The 16,665-nt window shown below is 69.0% G+C and carries 15 protein-coding genes and 1 riboswitch; of the genes, 6 read left to right on the forward strand and 9 right to left on the reverse strand.

Features of this window, described 5'->3' with window-relative positions:
• Position 1: 1 nt before the first annotated feature.
• Together paaD and HPS01S_RS10630 are read left to right on the forward strand one after the other, a co-directional pair.
• Positions 2-526, forward strand: coding sequence for a 1,2-phenylacetyl-CoA epoxidase subunit PaaD (paaD, locus tag HPS01S_RS10625; RefSeq protein ID WP_066155430.1), 525 nt, complete (start codon positions 2-4; stop codon positions 524-526).
• A 3-nt stretch (positions 527-529) separates the two neighbouring features.
• The gene (locus HPS01S_RS10630) at positions 530-1,639 is read left to right on the forward strand and encodes a 2Fe-2S iron-sulfur cluster-binding protein (protein ID WP_066155207.1); all 1,110 of its coding nucleotides are present in this window, start codon (positions 530-532) and stop codon (positions 1,637-1,639) included.
• 45 nt (positions 1,640-1,684) lie between these two features.
• Here the strand turns inward: HPS01S_RS10630 and HPS01S_RS10635 are convergent, their stop codons facing one another.
• The 7 genes from HPS01S_RS10635 to ahcY all read right to left on the reverse strand — a co-directional run bounded on the left by HPS01S_RS10635 (position 1,685) and on the right by ahcY (position 10,932).
• Positions 1,685-3,385, reverse strand: a complete 1,701-nt coding sequence (locus HPS01S_RS10635; RefSeq protein WP_066155210.1) for an AMP-binding protein — start codon at positions 3,383-3,385, stop codon at positions 1,685-1,687.
• Between the two features lie 162 nt (positions 3,386-3,547).
• On the reverse strand, positions 3,548-4,825 hold the full coding sequence (locus HPS01S_RS10640) for an O-acetylhomoserine aminocarboxypropyltransferase/cysteine synthase family protein (RefSeq protein ID WP_066155212.1): 1,278 nt from the start codon (positions 4,823-4,825) through the stop codon (positions 3,548-3,550).
• Between the two features lie 34 nt (positions 4,826-4,859).
• Positions 4,860-5,405, reverse strand: a complete 546-nt coding sequence (locus tag HPS01S_RS22365) for a septal ring lytic transglycosylase RlpA family protein (RefSeq protein WP_303741006.1) — start codon at positions 5,403-5,405, stop codon at positions 4,860-4,862.
• A complete protein-coding gene (locus HPS01S_RS10650; RefSeq protein ID WP_157576236.1) occupies positions 5,402-7,771 on the reverse strand; it encodes an autotransporter outer membrane beta-barrel domain-containing protein in 2,370 nt (789 codons plus the stop codon). Before HPS01S_RS10650 ends, HPS01S_RS22365 begins: the two co-directional genes overlap by 4 nt.
• A 132-nt stretch (positions 7,772-7,903) precedes the next feature.
• Positions 7,904-8,746, reverse strand: coding sequence for a methylenetetrahydrofolate reductase [NAD(P)H] (metF, locus tag HPS01S_RS10655; RefSeq protein WP_066155219.1), 843 nt, complete (start codon positions 8,744-8,746; stop codon positions 7,904-7,906).
• Complete coding sequence (locus HPS01S_RS10660) at positions 8,731-9,492, reverse strand: TlyA family RNA methyltransferase (protein WP_066155221.1); 762 nt, start codon at positions 9,490-9,492, stop codon at positions 8,731-8,733. The genes metF and HPS01S_RS10660 overlap by 16 nt, the downstream gene beginning before the upstream one ends.
• Before the next feature lie 6 nt (positions 9,493-9,498).
• Entirely contained in the window at positions 9,499-10,932 is a 1,434-nt protein-coding gene (gene ahcY / locus HPS01S_RS10665; RefSeq protein WP_066155223.1) for an adenosylhomocysteinase, read from the reverse strand.
• A 74-nt stretch (positions 10,933-11,006) separates the two neighbouring features.
• Positions 11,007-11,095: riboswitch (S-adenosyl-L-homocysteine riboswitch) on the reverse strand.
• A 55-nt stretch (positions 11,096-11,150) separates the two neighbouring features.
• Between ahcY and HPS01S_RS10670 the strand changes: the two genes are divergently transcribed.
• Positions 11,151-11,963 carry an HAD-IIB family hydrolase gene (locus tag HPS01S_RS10670; RefSeq protein WP_066155225.1) on the forward strand — a complete coding sequence of 271 codons (813 nt, stop codon included), beginning with the start codon at positions 11,151-11,153 and terminating at the stop codon, positions 11,961-11,963.
• 61 nt (positions 11,964-12,024) lie between these two features.
• Positions 12,025-13,278, forward strand: a complete 1,254-nt coding sequence (locus HPS01S_RS10675; RefSeq protein WP_066155228.1) for an MFS transporter — start codon at positions 12,025-12,027, stop codon at positions 13,276-13,278.
• Here HPS01S_RS10675 and HPS01S_RS10680 read toward each other — a convergent pair.
• Positions 13,255-14,349 (reverse strand): YeeE/YedE family protein, encoded by a 1,095-nt coding sequence (locus HPS01S_RS10680; protein ID WP_066155233.1) that lies wholly within the window; start codon positions 14,347-14,349, stop codon positions 13,255-13,257. The two genes, HPS01S_RS10675 and HPS01S_RS10680, sit on opposite strands and share 24 nt — an antisense overlap.
• 134 nt (positions 14,350-14,483) lie before the next feature.
• Here HPS01S_RS10680 and HPS01S_RS10685 point away from each other — a divergent pair, with 134 nt between their 5' ends.
• Positions 14,484-14,891, forward strand: a complete 408-nt coding sequence (locus HPS01S_RS10685; protein WP_066155236.1) for a hypothetical protein — start codon at positions 14,484-14,486, stop codon at positions 14,889-14,891.
• Here HPS01S_RS10685 and HPS01S_RS10690 read toward each other — a convergent pair.
• On the reverse strand, positions 14,878-15,609 hold the full coding sequence (locus HPS01S_RS10690) for a class I SAM-dependent methyltransferase (RefSeq protein WP_066155239.1): 732 nt from the start codon (positions 15,607-15,609) through the stop codon (positions 14,878-14,880). The two genes, HPS01S_RS10685 and HPS01S_RS10690, sit on opposite strands and share 14 nt — an antisense overlap.
• 133 nt (positions 15,610-15,742) lie before the next feature.
• On the opposite strand from HPS01S_RS10690, the gene HPS01S_RS10695 reads away from it, so the two are divergent.
• On the forward strand, positions 15,743-16,645 hold the full coding sequence (locus HPS01S_RS10695) for an SMP-30/gluconolactonase/LRE family protein (protein WP_066155242.1): 903 nt from the start codon (positions 15,743-15,745) through the stop codon (positions 16,643-16,645).
• The last annotated feature ends 20 nt before the right edge of the window (positions 16,646-16,665 follow it).

Raw genomic sequence — 16,665 nt, forward strand, 5'->3', positions numbered from 1 at the left:
CATGGGCGCAACCACCGAGTCGTCGCTGCAGGCCCTCGAGCGGGCGCTGGCGCACCTGGCCGACCCCGAGATCCCGGTGGTCAGCCTGAGCGAGCTGGGCATCCTGCGTGAGGTGCGCGAGGGCAGCGACGGTGTGCCTGAGGTGGTCATCACCCCCACCTACAGCGGCTGCCCGGCCATGGGCCAGATCGAGGACGATATCGTCACCGTGCTGCGCGAGGCCGGCTTGCCCGGCCGCGTGGTGACCCAGCTCTCGCCGGCTTGGACCACCGACTGGATGAGCGATGCCGCCAAAGAGAAGCTGCGTGCCTACGGCATCACGCCGCCGCAATGCGGCAGCAGCCGAGCAGCGCCATCGGGCGTGCTCCAGTTCAGCCGCCATGCAGCGCGACCCGTGGACGTGCCCTGCCCTCAATGCGGATCGCACAACACGACGCAGACCGCCCCCTTTGGCTCCACGGCCTGCAAGGCGCTGTACCGCTGCCTGGACTGCCGGGAACCCTTCGACTACTTCAAGCCGTACTGAACCATGAGCACCGCCGCCGCCCGCTTCCACGACCTCACCGTCTCGCGCATCGACCCCGAGGCCGCCGGCGCCGTCGCCGTCTCGCTGGCCATCCCCGAAGCCTTGCGCGACACCTTTGCCTTCGAGCCCGGCCAGTTCCTCACCCTGCGCGCAAACATCGGAGGCCAGGACGTGCGGCGCAGCTACTCGATCAGCAGCCCGCGCAGCCGGCTGGCGACACACGGCGAAGTGACGCTGGGCATCCGGCCGGTGGAAGGCGGCGTGTTCTCCAACTGGGCGGCCACACAGCTGCGGTCAGGGGATACGCTGCGCGTGATGCCCCCCGACGGCCGCTTCACCATCCACAAGCCGCGCGCGATCCACCGCGTGGGCTTTGCGGCGGGCTCGGGCATCACGCCCATCCTGTCTATCATGGCCAGCACGCTGGAGGAGTCGCCCGACGCCAAGTTCACCCTGGTCTACGGCAACCGCCGCATGGCCAGCGTGATGTTCAACGAGGCGCTGCAGGACCTCAAGGACCGCCACCCTGACCGCCTGACTCTGATCCACGTGCTCTCGCGCCAGGCGCAGGAAGTGCCCCTGCTCGAAGGCCGCATCGACGGTGACAAGGTGCGCGAGATCATCGGCGCACTGCTGCCGGTCGGCAGCATGGACGAGGTGTTTGTGTGTGGCCCCGAGGCCATGATCGAAGCCACCGAGAAAGCGCTGCTGGACGCTGGCGTGCGACCCGACCGCATACACACCGAACGCTTCACGTCACCGACGCTGGAGGCGCTCCCGGCTGCGCAACGCCAGGCCGCCGTGCTCGGTCATCCGGCCGTGCGCACCGACGGCGAGGTGGCGCTGACCGTGGTGCTCGACGGCAAGCCGCACCAACTGCGCATGGGCAAGGACGAGCACGTGTTGGACGTGGCGCTGAACGCCGGGCTGGACCTGCCCTGGTCGTGCCGGGGCGGTGTGTGCTGCACATGCCGCGCCAAGGTGATGGAGGGGGCGGTGACCATGGACAAAAACTTCACGCTCGAACCCTGGGAGACGGAAAAAGGCTTCGTGCTCAGCTGCCAGGCCCGGCCGACCACCGACACGTTGGTGGTGAGCTACGACGAGCGCTGAGCGCGGCGCCTGGCGCAAGGCCCGGCCACCCGACGCCAGCGGGTGTCAAGCGTTTGCGGGCGGTTCCGACGGGACCGTTGCAGCCCCGACGTCGCGCAGTTCGCGGCGCAGGATCTTGCCGATGTTGGTCTTGGGCAGCGGCTCGCTTCGAAACGCCACCACGCGCGGCATCTTGTAGCCGGTCAGGTGCTGCTTGCAGTGCGCGAGCACATCGGCTTCGGTCAGGTCCGGGTCGCTGCGCACGACCACCACCTTGACCGCTTCGCCCGAACGCTCGTCGCGCACGCCGACCGCCGCGGCCTCCTGCACACCGGGGTGCAGGGTCAGCACGTCCTCGATCTCGTTGGGGAACACCTTGAACCCCGAGACCACGATCATGTCTTTCTTGCGGTCGGTGATGCGGATGCTGCCGCGCTCGTCCATCACCCCCATGTCGCCGGTGCGCAGCCAGCCATCGGCGATGAACGCCTTGGCCGTCTCTTCGGGGTGGTTCCAGTAGCCCTGCATCACCTGCGGGCCGCGCAGGCAGATTTCACCGACCTCGCCCATGCCCAGATGCGCGCCATCGTCGTCGAGGATGGCCGCCTCCGTGCTCGGCAGTGGGACGCCGATCTGCCCGCTCCACTCCGGGATGGTGACCGGGTTGGCGATCGCCACCGGCGCGCTTTCGGTGAGGCCGTAGCCTTCCACCAGCGGCACGCCGGCCCGCGCTTTCCAGCGATGGGCCACCACCTGCTGCACCGCCATGCCGCCAGCCACCGCCAGCTTCAGCGGGCGCAGGTCCACCCGGGCAAAACCGGGTGCATCGAGCAGGGCACGAAAGAGGGTGTTGACACCGATGATCGCGGTGAAGCGGGTCTCCCGCAGCACCTGCAGAAAGGCCGGCAGATCGCGCGGATTGGGAATCAGCACCGCCTGCGCACCCTTGCTGAAAAAGGACAGCGCACCGGTCAGCGCGAACACGTGGTACAGCGGCAGCGGCAGGATCAGCGTCTCCTCGCCATCGTTCAGGTTGGGCGACATCCAGGCACCCACCTGGAGCACGTTGGCCACCATGTTGCCGTGGCTGAGCATGGCCCCTTTGGCCACGCCGGTGGTGCCACCGGTGTACTGCAGGAAGGCGAGATCACCGTGCTGGAGCGGCACATCGTCCAGCGTCTGTGCACGACCGGCGGCCAGTGCCCGTCGAAAGTCCACCGCACCCTTCAGCCGCCAGGGCGGCACCAGCTTCTTCACATGCTTGACCACGGCGTTCGTCAGCAGCCGCTTCACCACAGGCAGCAAGTCCCCCACCTGCGTCGTCACCACCGTGCGCACAGGGGTCGATGCGATCACCTGTTCCAGCGTGTGCGCAAAGTTCTCCAGCACCACGATGGCCCGGACATCTGCGTCTTTCAACTGGTGTTCCAGCTCGCGCGGCGTGTAGAGCGGGTTGACGTTCACCACCACCATGCCCGCGCGCAACACACCGAACAGCACCACCGGGTACTGCAGCAGGTTGGGCATCATGAGGGCGACGCGGTCGCCACGCTGCAGACCCGCCACCTTCTGCAGCCAGGCCGCGAACGCGCGGCTGGCGTCGTCGAGCTGGCGAAAACTGATCGTCGCGCCCATTGAGCGGTAAGCCGGCCGGTCGGCAAAGCGCTCGCAACTCGATGCCAGCATGTCCTTGAGCGACGCAAACCGGTGAACGTCGATCTCTGCCGGTACCCCGGCCGGGTATTGACTGAGCCAGGGTCTGTCCATGTGTCCACCTCGTTCTTGCGACAAGCCGCCGCGCCACCGCGACCAGCAAGGGCCAATATGCCACGCGCACGCCGCTGGCGGCCGCGCGAGATCAAGGCCGGTGCAGCCCGGAGACAGAAAAAAACCCGCCGAAGCGGGTTTCACGGGCACGCGGGCGGTGGCTCACACCTTCGCCAGCGCCTGCTCCAGATCGGCCATCAGGTCGTCGATGTGCTCGATGCCGATGGACAGGCGAACCATGTCTGCGCTCACGCCGGCCTTCTTCATTTCGTCCGGGTTGAGCTGGCGGTGCGTGGTCGAGGCCGGGTGGCAGGCCAGCGACTTGGCGTCGCCGATGTTGACCAGACGAGTGAAGAGTTGCAGCGCGTCCTGGAAACGCGTGCCGGCAGCGATGGCGTCATCAGATTTCAGGCCGAAGCTGATGATGCCGGAGGCTCGGCCGCCCATGTACTGCTGCACCAGCGCGTGGTCTTTGTGGCCGGGCAGGCCGGCGTAGTTGACCCAGGCCACCTTGGGGTGGTCCTGCAGGTGGTTGGCGATCCTGACGGCGTTGTCGCAGATGCGGTCCATGCGCAGCGCCAGGGTCTCGATGCCCTGCAGGATCTGGAACGCGTTCATCGGCGAGAGCGCCGCGCCCATGTTGCGCAGTGGCACCACGCGGGCGCGGGCGATGTAGGCGGCCGGGCCCAGGGCCTCGGTGTAGACCACGCCGTGGTAGCTCACGTCGGGTTCGTTCAGTCGCTTGAAGCGCGCCTTGTGCTCGGCCCAGGGGAACTTGCCGCTGTCGACGATCGCACCACCGATGCTGGTGCCGTGGCCGCCCAGGTACTTGGTCAGCGAGTGCACCACGATGTCGGCGCCGTGCTCGAACGGACGGCACAGGTAGGGGCTGGTCACGGTGTTGTCCACGATCAGCGGCACGCCGGCCGCGTGCGCCACCTTCGCAAGCGCGCCAATGTCGGTCACGTTGCCCAGCGGGTTGCCCACCGATTCGCAGTAGATGGCCTTGGTGCGCTCGTCGATCAGCGCGGCGAACGCGGCCGGATCACGCGGGTCGGCGAAACGCACCGTGATGCCCTGCTGCGGGAAGGTGTGCGCGAACAGGTTGTAGGTGCCGCCGTAGAGCGTCGAGGCCGAGACGATGTTGTCGCCCGCTTCGGCGATGGTCTGGATGGCGTAGGTGATGGCCGCCATGCCCGAGGCCACGGCCAGCGCACCGATGCCGCCTTCCAGCGCCGCGAGGCGTGCCTCCAGCACCCCGTTGGTGGGATTCATGATGCGGCTGTAGATGTTGCCCGCGACCTTGAGGTCGAACAGGTCGGCACCGTGCTGGGTGTTGTCGAAGGCGTACGCGACGGTCTGGTAGATCGGCACGGCGACGGCCTTGGTGGTGGGATCGGGCGTGTAGCCGCCGTGCACGGCGATGGTTTCGATTTTCATGCGGGTCTCCTTGGGGCGCTGGATGAACAACCGGTCATTCTGGCAGCAACTCGACCTGGGTCACGCCTCGGCCCTGCAGCCCCAGCGCGTTGAACGCGGCCTGGCTCAGGTCGATGACGCGCGAGCGCTTGAAGGGGCCGCGGTCGTTGATGCGGACCACCACCTCCTTGCCCGTGACCACGCTGCGCACGCGCACGCGGGTGCCGAAGGGCAGCGTCCTGTGTGCGGCGGTGAAGGCGTGGCGGTCGTAGCGTTCGCCGCTGGCGGTGCGGCGGCCGTGGAACTTGCTGCCATACCAGGACGCCAGCCCCTTGTCGAGAACGCCTGCGGAGTCGCGGGACTCGTCCGGGCTGCGCGCCCCGTCAACGGACTGTTCGGTGGCTGCGGACCCGGCGGGATCTGACAGGGTGTCGCCGTTGCGGGTCGGGGGAATGGCGGCGCCGTGGGGCACCACCGGCGCGACCGCCGGCAGCGGGTCTGTGGCGGCCCCGGCTGGAACCGGGCCGGCGAGCGGCGTGGCACAGCCCGCCAGCACCGCCATCAGCAAAGACGGCGCGAAGAACCGCGCGCAGCGCTTCAAAAGCGCCAGTCCAGACGCAGGCTGACGCTCTGATCGGTCATTTTCCCGCGCAGGCTCAAGTCGTAGTGCACGCGCATTTCCAGGGCATCGCCGACCTTGTGGGCCACACCCAGCCCCAGCTCGGCCAGGGTGCGCCGCTGCTCCGATCCGGGGGTTGAAAACACCGGACCACCCCCGACGAACTGGGCCGAGGTGCTGTCGCGACCGCCGGACAGGTCGTACCCGACGGCGGCCTGCGCCAGCAGATGGCTCTGCCCGCCCAGCGGATGGCGTGCCTCCACGCCCAGCTTGGCGACCAGTTCCTCGGCCTTCTGGGCGGCGACCCGCAGATCCAGCGCCCCGGCACCTGTTTCGGTGTACGCGTTGTTGCGCGCACGGCGCCAGTCGAGACCCACCGAGGGCGTGACCGAGGTGGTGGCCAGGGTCATGGGGCGCCCCATGCTCAGCCCCAGATGCGAGGCGTGACCGCGGTAGCTGGCCTTTGCCAAGCGTCCGATGAAACCCAGGCTGCGCTCGGACTTGACCGAGCTGCGCGTGGCGTCGGCCTGCCATTGCAGGCGCCATGCCGAGAGATCGTAGGAACCGTAGCCCAGCACCTGGACACTTTCCAGATCGCTGCGGTGCCCCAGCGCGAAGTCACGACCGTCCACACGGCCATCCAGGTAAGCCAGTCCGAAGCCCAGGGTGCTGCCGGACACCATGGACGCCTGGTAACCACCCGCCAGACCTTGTGTGCGCACCCGGTAACCGCTGGCTTGGCGGTAGCGGTCCTGATCCACCCGGTGGTTCAGCGGCTGGACCCAGAGTCCCGTGCCGGGCTTCGCGTCGGCGCCGTCCGGACCACCCACGGCCTGCTGCCCGACCACGGCCGAACCGGTGCTCGAGACATGTGCCAGCAGGGCCTGGGCCGCGTTGCCATGCATCGAGGGCATGGCCTGCCCGACGGCCCGCGCCACCGACGCGTCGTCGGGCAGACGCCCCAGGGCCGTCACCACGACATCCCAGTCCGTGCCTGTGCGCCCGCCGCGGATGTAGCCATCCAGCACCTGGGCGGTCGGTACACCGTTGATCAGACCCGCCCGGATGGTCGCCGGCACGATGCCTTGCCCAGGGGGGGGCGCGGGCGCAGGCTGGGGTGCGGCACCACCGCCCCGGCCGCCGCCACCCGGAGAAGGCGTGGGGGCTGGAGCCGGGGGAGGCGCGGGGGGCGGCTCCGGGTCTGTGCCCGCAGCCTCGACCAGCAGGTCCACCTGGCTGCCATTGGTCTGCGACTGGAAGTTGAACAAGGCGCTGTTGTCGGACACATTCGTGGCCGGCGCGGCATTGGTGAGGGCGCCCCCGGCGGTCAGCACACCCGCCAGCGTATCGCCCGCAGCGAGGGTGTTCGTGCCGTTGACGTCCACCACAAACGTGGCGCTCGGCTGCAGATCCACGTCGCCGGACACCGTCAGGCGTCCGAAGCTGGAGGAGCTGCTGGCCCCCAGGCGCAAGGCCCCGGACTGCGTGTAGTTGCCCGTGATCTGGGCGTGGACGCCCTCGGGAACGTGCAGGGTGCCGGCGTTGCGGAAAGCGTCCGGCGTGAGGGAGTAGGCCTCAATGACATGGGAAGAGGACCCCACCACCAGGCGCGCACCCGACTGGATGCGGAACAGGCTGGATCTGAAGGTGCTTTCGGTGGTGAAGACGGCGCCGGAAACAATGTTGACAGAGCCGCTCGAACCCACGATGTTGACCGGCCCCGTGATGCGCGCCGAACCGCCGCTCAGGTTGAGCGCCGTGTTGCTGGCCCGGATCCCGCCCAGGATGCGCCCCGCATTGTTGAGGGTGCCGAGCGTGCCGTAGGACTCAATGGCATTGGTGCTTCCCGAACCCGCCTGGATCTCGGCGCCCGCCTCGTTGTTCAGGATGGTGATCGTGCCAATGTTGTCGTTGTAAACGCCCAAGGCGAATGACCCGGCACCGATGCGCCCGCGGTTCGTAATCTCGGTGATCGTGCCCTGGTTCCAGATCCCATCGGAAGGACTGCCCACGATGTTGCCGTCGTTGGTGATCTGAATGCCGGTCTGCCCAGGCACCACCCGCACCCCCACGTCGGTATCGAACACGTTCCCATCTCCGGTGATGCTTCCGGTACTGGTGACTGAGAGCGCATCACCGGTTTCCAGCTGACATTCATCGAAGCGGGCATCGGTCACCGTGATCGCACCCGACCCGACACACGAGCCGGTGCCGGCCAGCGCGGTCGCAGCGGGCAGCCCCACGGCCAGGACGGAGGCTGTCGCGAGCCCGGTGGCCGCCTGACGCAGATCGCGGCGCCTGGCGCGCGCGTTGCCGGACCGGGGGGAGTGTGCTTGCTTGTTTTTCATGGATGGACCCTGGGTGAAGTCGGCACAGAAGGCGTCGGCATTGCCGGCCCTCAAGCAATGGATATTATCTTCTTACACCTCTGTCCAGCTTTTCCCCTTGCCCAGGGACCACATGAAAGGTCTCGGCGGGCGTCAGTGGTGAGGCAGTTGCCCCGCCAACCGCCGCACGATCTCCAGCGTCGCCACGCTCTGGTTCATGGTGTAGAAGTGCAGCGCGGGCGCACCGGCACTGCGCAGCCGATCACACAGATCGGTCACCACATCCAGCCCGAAAGCCTTGATGGACTCGGTGTCGTCGCCGAAGGCCTGCAGGCGCAGCCGGATCCAGCGCGGGATCTCGGCGCCGCAGGCGTCCGAGAACCGCAGCAGCTGCGAGGAACTGGTGATCGGCATGATCCCGGGCACCACCGGCACATCGGCCCCGTGCCGGCGTGCCTCGTCCACGAAACGGAAGTAGGCGTCGGCGCTGTAGAAATACTGCGTGATGGCCGAGTCGGCACCCGCCTTCACCTTGGTCACATAGGCCTGCAGGTCCGCCTCGGGCGATTTGGCCTGCGGGTGGATCTCCGGGTAGGCGGCCACCTCGATGTGGAAGTCGCGTCCGGTCTCCTCGCGGATGAAGGTCACCAGATCACTCGCATGCTGGAACTCGCCGCCCAGGCCGTAGCCACTGGGCAGGTCGCCGCGCAGCGCCACCAGGCGCCGCACGCCCATTGCCTTGAGCGTGGCCAGCTGCTCGCGCACGCCGGCCCTGGTGGCGCCGATGCACGAGAAGTGCGAGGCCGCGTCCACGCCTTCGGCGAGGATCGCCTGCACGGTGTCGAAGGTGCCCTTCTGGGTGGAGCCACCGGCGCCATAGGTCACCGAGCAGAACTCGGGCTTCAGGGCATACAGCTTCTGGCGCACCACGCGCAGCTTCTCGGCACCCTCGGGCGTCTTGGGCGGAAAGAATTCAAAACTCAGGGGCAGGCCCATACGAAGAACTCCCGGTTGCCATCACCGCCGGTGATGGCGCTTTCAAAATAGTCCCGCAGTCGCAGGCCGTTGTCGTCGCAGGCCTGTGCGATGCGTTGTTGCACGAGCGCGTGGCTCGCGGTGTCTTTCACCAGCCCGCCTTTGCCGATGTGTTCGGGCTGCAGTTCGAACTGCGGCTTGACCAGCATCAGCAAGCTGGCGCCCGGCTTGAGCAGCGGCACGAGGGCCGGCCACACCAGGGTCTGCGAGATGAAGGACAGATCGCCCACCACCAGGTCGAAGGGCGCGGCCGCCGTGTCTCCACCCAGCGCCGCCAGTTGCGCCGCCGTCAGCTCGCGCGCGTTGCACTTCTCGATGCAGACCACGCGCTTGTCGGCGCGCAGCTTCGGATGCAGCTGGCCTTGGCCAACGTCCACGCCCACCACCTGCGCCGCGCCGCGCTGCAGCAGGCAGTCGGTGAAGCCGCCGCTGCTCTGTCCCACGTCGAGGCAGCGCAGGCCGGTCACGTCGATCCCGCAGTGCGCCAGTGCGCCGTCGAGCTTGAGCCCGCCGCGCGAGACGAAGCGCGACTCCGCCGTGTCCAGCAGTTGCAGTTCCGCCGTCTCGCGCAGCTCTTCGCCGTTCTTGGCCACGGCCTTCCAGTCGCCGCCAGGCAGGCGCCAGCGCACGCCCGCGGCGATCAGCCGCTGGGCCTGCGAGCGCGACGCGGCCAGCCCCCGATCAACGAGCAACTGGTCAGCGCGCATCGGTGATCAATACCGGTACGTATCGGGCTTGTACGGACCCTGCTTGGGCACGCCGATGTAGGCCGCCTGCTCGTCGCTCAGCTCGGTCAGCATGGCGCCGACCTTCTTCAGGTGCAGGCGGGCGACCTTCTCGTCCAGGTGCTTGGGCAGCACGTAGACCTTGCCCACGTCGTAGCCTTCGGGGTGCGTGAACAGCTCGATCTGGGCGATGGTCTGGTTCGCGAAGGAGTTGGACATCACGAAGCTGGGGTGGCCGGTGCCGCAACCCAGGTTCACCAGGCGTCCCTTGGCCAGCAGGATGATGCGCTTGCCGTCCGGGAAGATCACGTGATCGACCTGGGGCTTGATCTCTTCCCACTGGCATTTCTCTTCCAGCTTGGCGACCTGGATCTCGTTGTCGAAGTGACCGATGTTGCAGACGATGGACTGGTCCTTCATCGCGGCCATGTGCTCGTAGGTGATCACGTCGCGGTTGCCGGTGGTGGTCACGAAGATGTCGGCCTTGTCGGCCGCCCATTCCATGGTCACGACCTTGAAGCCTTCCATCGCGGCCTGCAGGGCGTTGATGGGGTCGATCTCGGTCACCCACACCTGGGCGCTCAGGGCGCGCAGGGCCTGGGCCGAGCCCTTGCCCACGTCGCCATAGCCAGCGACCACAGCCACCTTGCCAGCGATCATGACGTCGGTGGCGCGCTTGATGCCGTCCACCAGCGATTCGCGGCAGCCGTAGAGGTTGTCGAACTTGCTCTTGGTCACCGAGTCGTTGACGTTGATGGCGCGGAACATCAGCGTGCCCTTGGCCGACATTTCCTTGAGGCGGTGCACGCCGGTGGTGGTCTCTTCGGTCACACCGATGATCTGGGCGCTCTTGCGGCTGTACCAGGTGCTGTCTTCGGCCAGCTTGGCCTTGATGGCGGCGAACAGGATGCGCTCTTCCTCGCTGCCGGGGTTGGCCAGCACGGAAGCGTCCTTTTCAGCACGCTTGCCCAGGTGCATCAGCAGCGTGGCGTCGCCACCGTCGTCCAGGATCATGTTCGGGCCCTCGCCTTCGCTGCCCTTGGGGCCGAAATCGAAGATGCGGTGGGTGTAGTCCCAGTAGTCCACCAGGGTCTCGCCCTTGACGGCGAAAACCGGCGTGCCGGCGGCGGCAATCGCGGCGGCGGCGTGGTCCTGGGTGGAGAAGATGTTGCACGAGGCCCAGCGCACGTCGGCGCCCAGGGCCTTGAGGGTCTCGATCAGCACCGCCGTCTGGATGGTCATGTGCAGCGAGCCGGTGATGCGCGCGCCCTTCAGGGGCTGCTTGGCCGCGAATTCCTCGCGGATGGCCATCAGGCCGGGCATCTCGGTCTCGGCGATCTTGATTTCTTTGCGGCCCCAGTCGGCCAGGCCGATGTCGGCGATGACGCAGTCGGTGGCGACGGCGGGAATGCGTGCGTTCATGGTTCGCTCCATTGAAGGTTGATGAACCACTTCACGGGCGAGAGGGGGACAAAAAAAAGCCCATCGCACAGAGAAGTGGATGAGCGTCGTTGCATGGATGTCCGAGCCTCACGAACCGCGCCGACCGGGGGGTCGGGGGTGCGCTGCAACGCTCCTCGGATGGCCGCGATTCTACCGCAGGCGCCGATTCTGGGCATCTGCGAAACTGGCGGGCCTTTATGACCCATTCCCTGCTTTCCGACTGGCCGCTGGCCGAGCGCGCGCGCATCCACGGCGTGCTCACCGACATCGACGACACCCTGACCACCGACGGCGCCATCACGCCCGACGCGCTGGCGGCGCTGCACGCCTTGCGCGCCGCGGGCCTGCCGGTGTTCGCCATCACCGGCCGACCCGCGGGCTGGAGCGAGCCGTTTGCGCTGGCCTGGCCGGTGGACGCCATCGTGGCGGAGAACGGCGCGGTGGCGCTCTGGCGCGGCGCCGACGGTTCGCTGCAGAAGGACTGGCTGCAGGACGAGGCCACCCGCAACGCCAACTTCGCCCGCCTGCAGGCGGTGGCGCAGCGGGTGCTGGCCGAGCTGCCGCACGCCCGCCTGTCGCAGGACAGCCCCGGGCGCGAGACCGACATCGCCATCGACCACAGCGAGTTCGCCCACCTGCACGAGGCCGACATCCAGCGCGTGGTGGCGCTGATGCGCGAAGGCGGGCTCAACGCCACTGTCAGTTCCATCCACATCAACGGCTGGATCGGCGAGCACCACAAGCTCGAAGGCGCTCGCTGGATCGTGCGCCAGCGGCTTGGCCGCACCCTCGACTCGGAGCTCGACCGCTGGGTCTATGTCGGCGACTCGACCAACGACGCGCTCATGTTCGGCCACTTCCCGCACAGCGTGGGCGTGGCCAACGTCGCGCGCTTCTGGGACCAGCTGGCGCAGCGTCCACGCTATGTGACCTCGGGAGAACGCGGCGCCGGTTTTGCCGAGGTGGCGCAGGCCGTGCTGGCCGCACGCCCGGCCGGAGCCCGCGCATGAGCGCCGCCGGGCCGTTCCCAAGACGCTCAGCCCCGCAGTGCGCAGCACAGAGGGTGGTCCAGTGAGCGGCCCGCTCCTGCCCCCGCCGTCCACCCCCGCCCCGGCTGCGCCACCCGCGCTGGCCCGCCGGGGCCTGTGGGCCATCTTCGTCGCCACCTTCTGCGAGCTGGTCGGCTACTTCATGCTCATGCCCTGGCTGCTGCTGCAGCTCAAGGACGGTGGCGAGTCCACCGCGCTGGCGGGGCTGTTCGCGGCCAGCGGCTGGGTCGGCGTGTTCTTCATGACACCCTTCGCCTCGGCCATCACCCAGCGCCTGGGCCGGCGGCCCACGCTGTGGCTGTCGGCGCTCATCCCCGTGGTCTCCACCACCGGCTTCCTGCTCACCGACGCCCTGCCCGTCTGGTTCGCCTTCGAGTTCATTGCCGGCGCAGCCTCCGGTCTGCGCTGGGTGCTGGCCGAGGCGGTGGTGGCCGAGTTCGCGCCGCCCCACCAGCGCGGGCGCATGGTGGGCCTGTTCGAAACCATGGTCGGCACCACCTTCGTGATCGGCCCGGCCCTGCTGGCGCTGGTGGGCCCCACCAGCCCGGTGGCGCTGTGGATCGTGCTGGGCTTTCTGGTGCTGGGCCTGCTGGGCAGCCTGTGGATTCCGCGCCTGCCGGCCGCCGCCGACGCGCACGAGGCGCGCGTGGGCCTGCACGGCGTCTGGCACGCGCTGCGCGCGCACCCGCTGATCATGACGGTCGGCTTCGTCGGCGGCTTCTTTGAAAGCGGCCTGACCTCCATCCTGCCGCTCTACGGTCTGGCGCTGGGCATGGGGGCAGCGGCCGCGGCGCTGCTGGTGTCGGCCAGCGGCCTGGGCAGCGCGCTGATGATGCTGCCCGCCGGCATGGCGGCGGACCGGCCCTCGCTGCAGCAGCGCCACGGCGGCGAACACGGCGCCCGGGTGCTGATCCTGCACGCCTGCGCCCTGATCACCCTGCTGGCGACGGTGCTGATTCCCTTCGTGGCCGGCGCCCCCTGGCTGGCGGCGGCGGTGGCCTTCGTCTGGGGCGGCGCGGGCGGCAGCCTGTACACGCTGGCCATGATCGACATCGGCTCGCGCGAAGAAGGCATCACCCTGGTCAACAGCACGGCGGTGCTGGTGCTCTCGTACACGCTGGGCGGCGTGCTGGCGCCGGCGCTGGGCGCCGCCATGCTGGACTGGGCGCCGGTGATCGGCTTTCCGGCGCTGCTGCTGGCCGTGGCCGGGCCGGGCTGGTGGCTGCTGCGGCGCGAGCACCGCCGCCTGCGTTCAGGGCGCCGCGGCCGCGCCTGATGCCGCACCGGCCGGCTCGGCCGGCCGGGGACGGTCCAGCACCCGGTCGGCCAGGCCGCCGCCGACCCACATGCCCGCCAGCGTGAGCCAGGCGGTGACGGCGAAGATGGCGCCGCCGGTCATGCCGGCACCCACCGCGCAGCCGCCGGCCAGCATGGAGCCGAAGCCCATGAGGATGGCGCCGATGATGTAGCGCGGCATGGTGTAGCCGCCGCCGAAACCTTCGAGCTTCCAGTCGCCGCCCACCAGCGCGCCGATGAGCGAACCCAGGAACACGCCCGGCATCAGGCCGAGGTCGAAGTTCCAGGGCTCATCGGGGTTGCTCAGCACGCGCATCAGCCACTCGGCCGAGGGTCCGCTGAAGGTCATGCCCTGCACCTGGACCGGCTCGAAGGAGTGCGCCAGCACCTGGTAGGTGAACAGCCAGGCCAGGGCCACCGCCAGGCCGGTGCCGATGCCGCCCAGCCATTTCCAGACGCCCCAGCCGCTGTAGTAGGCGAAGAAGCCCGCGGTCACCATCCACACCGCGCCGAAGGCCAGACCGTCGTTCGGACCCACGCCGACCAGGGCCAGCAGGCTGCGCGCCGGTCCGCCGTCCACCACCCACAGCCCGGCGATGGCCTCGCGCCAGGGTGCCAGCACGCCGGCCAGCGAGGCCTGCGCCGTGACCGCGAAGATCAGCCCCGAGAGCAGCGCGCGCAGGTTGCCGTTGGCCGAGAGCACCAGCAGGCGGCTGGCACAGCCGCGCGTCATGACCATGCCGACGCCGAAGATCAGACCACCGATCAGCGCGCCCGACAGACTGCCTTTGGAAGCGAGCTGCCGCGCCGTGCTGACGTCCAGCAGCCCGGACACCACGAACAGCTGCACCGCCACCACCGCGGTGGAGAACGCCAGCAGCCACACCGCGAGCTTCTCGCCGAACCGGCCGTGCCAGAACTCGATGACCGCCGCCCGCAGGCAGAACTTCGAGCGCTGGGCGAAGAAGCCGAACAGCAGCCCGCTGAGCAGGCCGCCCACCAGCAGCACCCGGGGCTCTCCGTAGTGTTCGATCCAGGCGGTCCAGTCCATGCGATCCTCGTTTATCAAAACATGCGAATTTACGGATGTTATGCCTGTTATCGCCCATTTTTCTTGATGCGGCGCAACATGTGACGGGGCGCTAAGCTCCCTGGCGGGCAGTGCCCCCACATGAAAGGACTCCCATGCCCATCCCCTGGCTGACCGCACTGAAGGTGATTCCCTGGGGCGACGTGATCGAACACGCGCCCAAGGTGCTCAAGGGCGCGCGCGACCTGCTGAACCAGCAGCGCCAGCGGCGCCGCGAGGCCGCCGAGCCCGCCCCCGCCCCGGACGCCGCCGTCATCGAGGCGCCCAGCCCCACGCCGCCCGAGCTGCGCGAACTCCAGCAACAGCTGGCCACGGCGCGCGAGGACCTCACCCGGCTGCAGCAGACGCAGGACCAGATCACCCAGACCGTGGCCGAACTGGCCGAACAGAACACCCGGCTGGTGGCCGCGGTGGAGCTGCTGCGCACGCGCACGCGGCTGCTGATGGGGGCGGTGGTGGTGCTGGCGGTGGTGCTGGCCGCCTGGTATTTCAGCGCCGCTTGAAGGGCACCTGGTAGAGCCAGACCGGCTTGCCCTGGACGGTTTCGAGCCGGGCTTTCGGTGTGAAACCGGCGGCCTCGAACTCCAGGCTGGCCAGCCAGGCGCCCGGTGCCAGCTCGGCGGCGGCCTTCTCCATCGCGCGCGGCATGCTCTCGGGCCGCTGGAACAGATAGACCATGTGGTAGCCCGACCAGTCTTCGGCCCATATGTCGGCGCGGCGCACCGTTGCGAAGCGGCAGCGCAGCCGGCACAGCAGGGCCAGCGGCCAGCTCCACTCCAGGCCGTGGACCTGCGCCCGCGGGTACTGGCGGTGCAACGCGATCAGGCCGGCGCCGAGCCCGCAGCCGGCATCCACCACCGCCGCGCCATCGGGCAGCGGCGCCTTCTGCGCCAGCCCGTCCAGTGCGTTCCCCGGCGTGGGGAACAGCGGCGCGTCACCCCAGCTGCCCAGCGGGTACAGGGCCAGCAGCAGTGCCAGCGGCAGCAGCCAGACCCAGCCCGGCACGGCAGCGGCCGCGCCGCTGGCCAGCAGCGAAAGCGGAAAACCGGCGAGCATGAACAGGCGCCGCCAGGGTGTGCGGCCGGTCCAGGCGGCCAGGCCGGCGGCCAGCAGAGCGGGCACAAAGGCCGCCACCGGCCCCAGACCCACCGCCTGAAGGCCCATGAACAAGCCCCAGGCCAGTGCCCAGGTCAGCAGCGCGGGAAGCGGCCAGATCAGCATGCGGGCATTGTCATCGTTCGCGGCGCGGCCACAGCGCAGTCACCGGCGTCGCCAAGGCGATGGTGGCGGCTTGCCTCGGCGGCACGGCGTGTCTATGGTGCGTCTTCCACCACAACATTCAGGAGACACCCCAATGGCCCTCGCCCCCCGCTTTTCCGTGCTCGTCTCAGGCTACACCTTCTTCGAAAGCCCGCGCTGGCGCGACGACCACCTGTGGCTGTCGGACTTCTACACCCACCAGATCATCCGCGTCGACCGGCAGGGCCGGGTGGAAAAAATCGCCGACGTGCCGCAACAGCCCTCGGGCATGGGCTGGCTGCCCGACGGCCGCCTGCTGGTGGTCTCGATGCGCGACCGCAAGGTGTTGCGCCGCGAGGCCGACGGCCGCCTCGTCACGCACGCCGATCTGTCGTCCGTCGCGAACGGTCATGTCAACGACATGGTGGTGGACGCGCAAGGCCGTGCCTACGTGGGCAACTTCGGTTTCGACCTGATGGGCGGCGGCGCGCCACACACCGCCACGCTGGCGCGCGTCGACCCCGACGGCTCGGTGCACGCGGCGGCCGAAGGCCTGTACTTCCCCAACGGCAGCATGATCACGCCCGACGGCCAGACCCTGATCGTCGCGGAAACCATGGGCAACCGCATCTCGGCCTTCGACATCCAGCCCGACGGCCAGCTGGGGCCGCGCCGCGACTGGGCCGCCTGGGGTCCGTTGCCGGCCATGACCGACGTGCCGAGCGTGCTGGGCGCGCTCAAGGCTGCACCCGACGGCGCCACGCTGGACGCCGAGGGCGCGGTGTGGTTCGCCGACGCCGTGGGCCACCGCGTGGTGCGCATGGCCCCGGGCGGCGAGATCCTGGAGAGCATTTCCACCGGGGACCAGGGCGCCTTCGCCTGCACACTCGGCGGCCCCGATGGCCGCACCCTGTTCATCTGCGTGGCGCCGGACTTCCTGGAGCACGCGCGCCAAGCCGCGCGCGAGGCGGCCATCTGGACCACCACCGTGAACGTGCCAGGCGCCGGACGGCCCTGAACCCCGCCGCCCGCCCGACG

The organism is Hydrogenophaga pseudoflava NBRC 102511, assembly GCF_001592285.1.
GTDB lineage: Bacteria > Pseudomonadota > Gammaproteobacteria > Burkholderiales > Burkholderiaceae_C > Hydrogenophaga > Hydrogenophaga pseudoflava.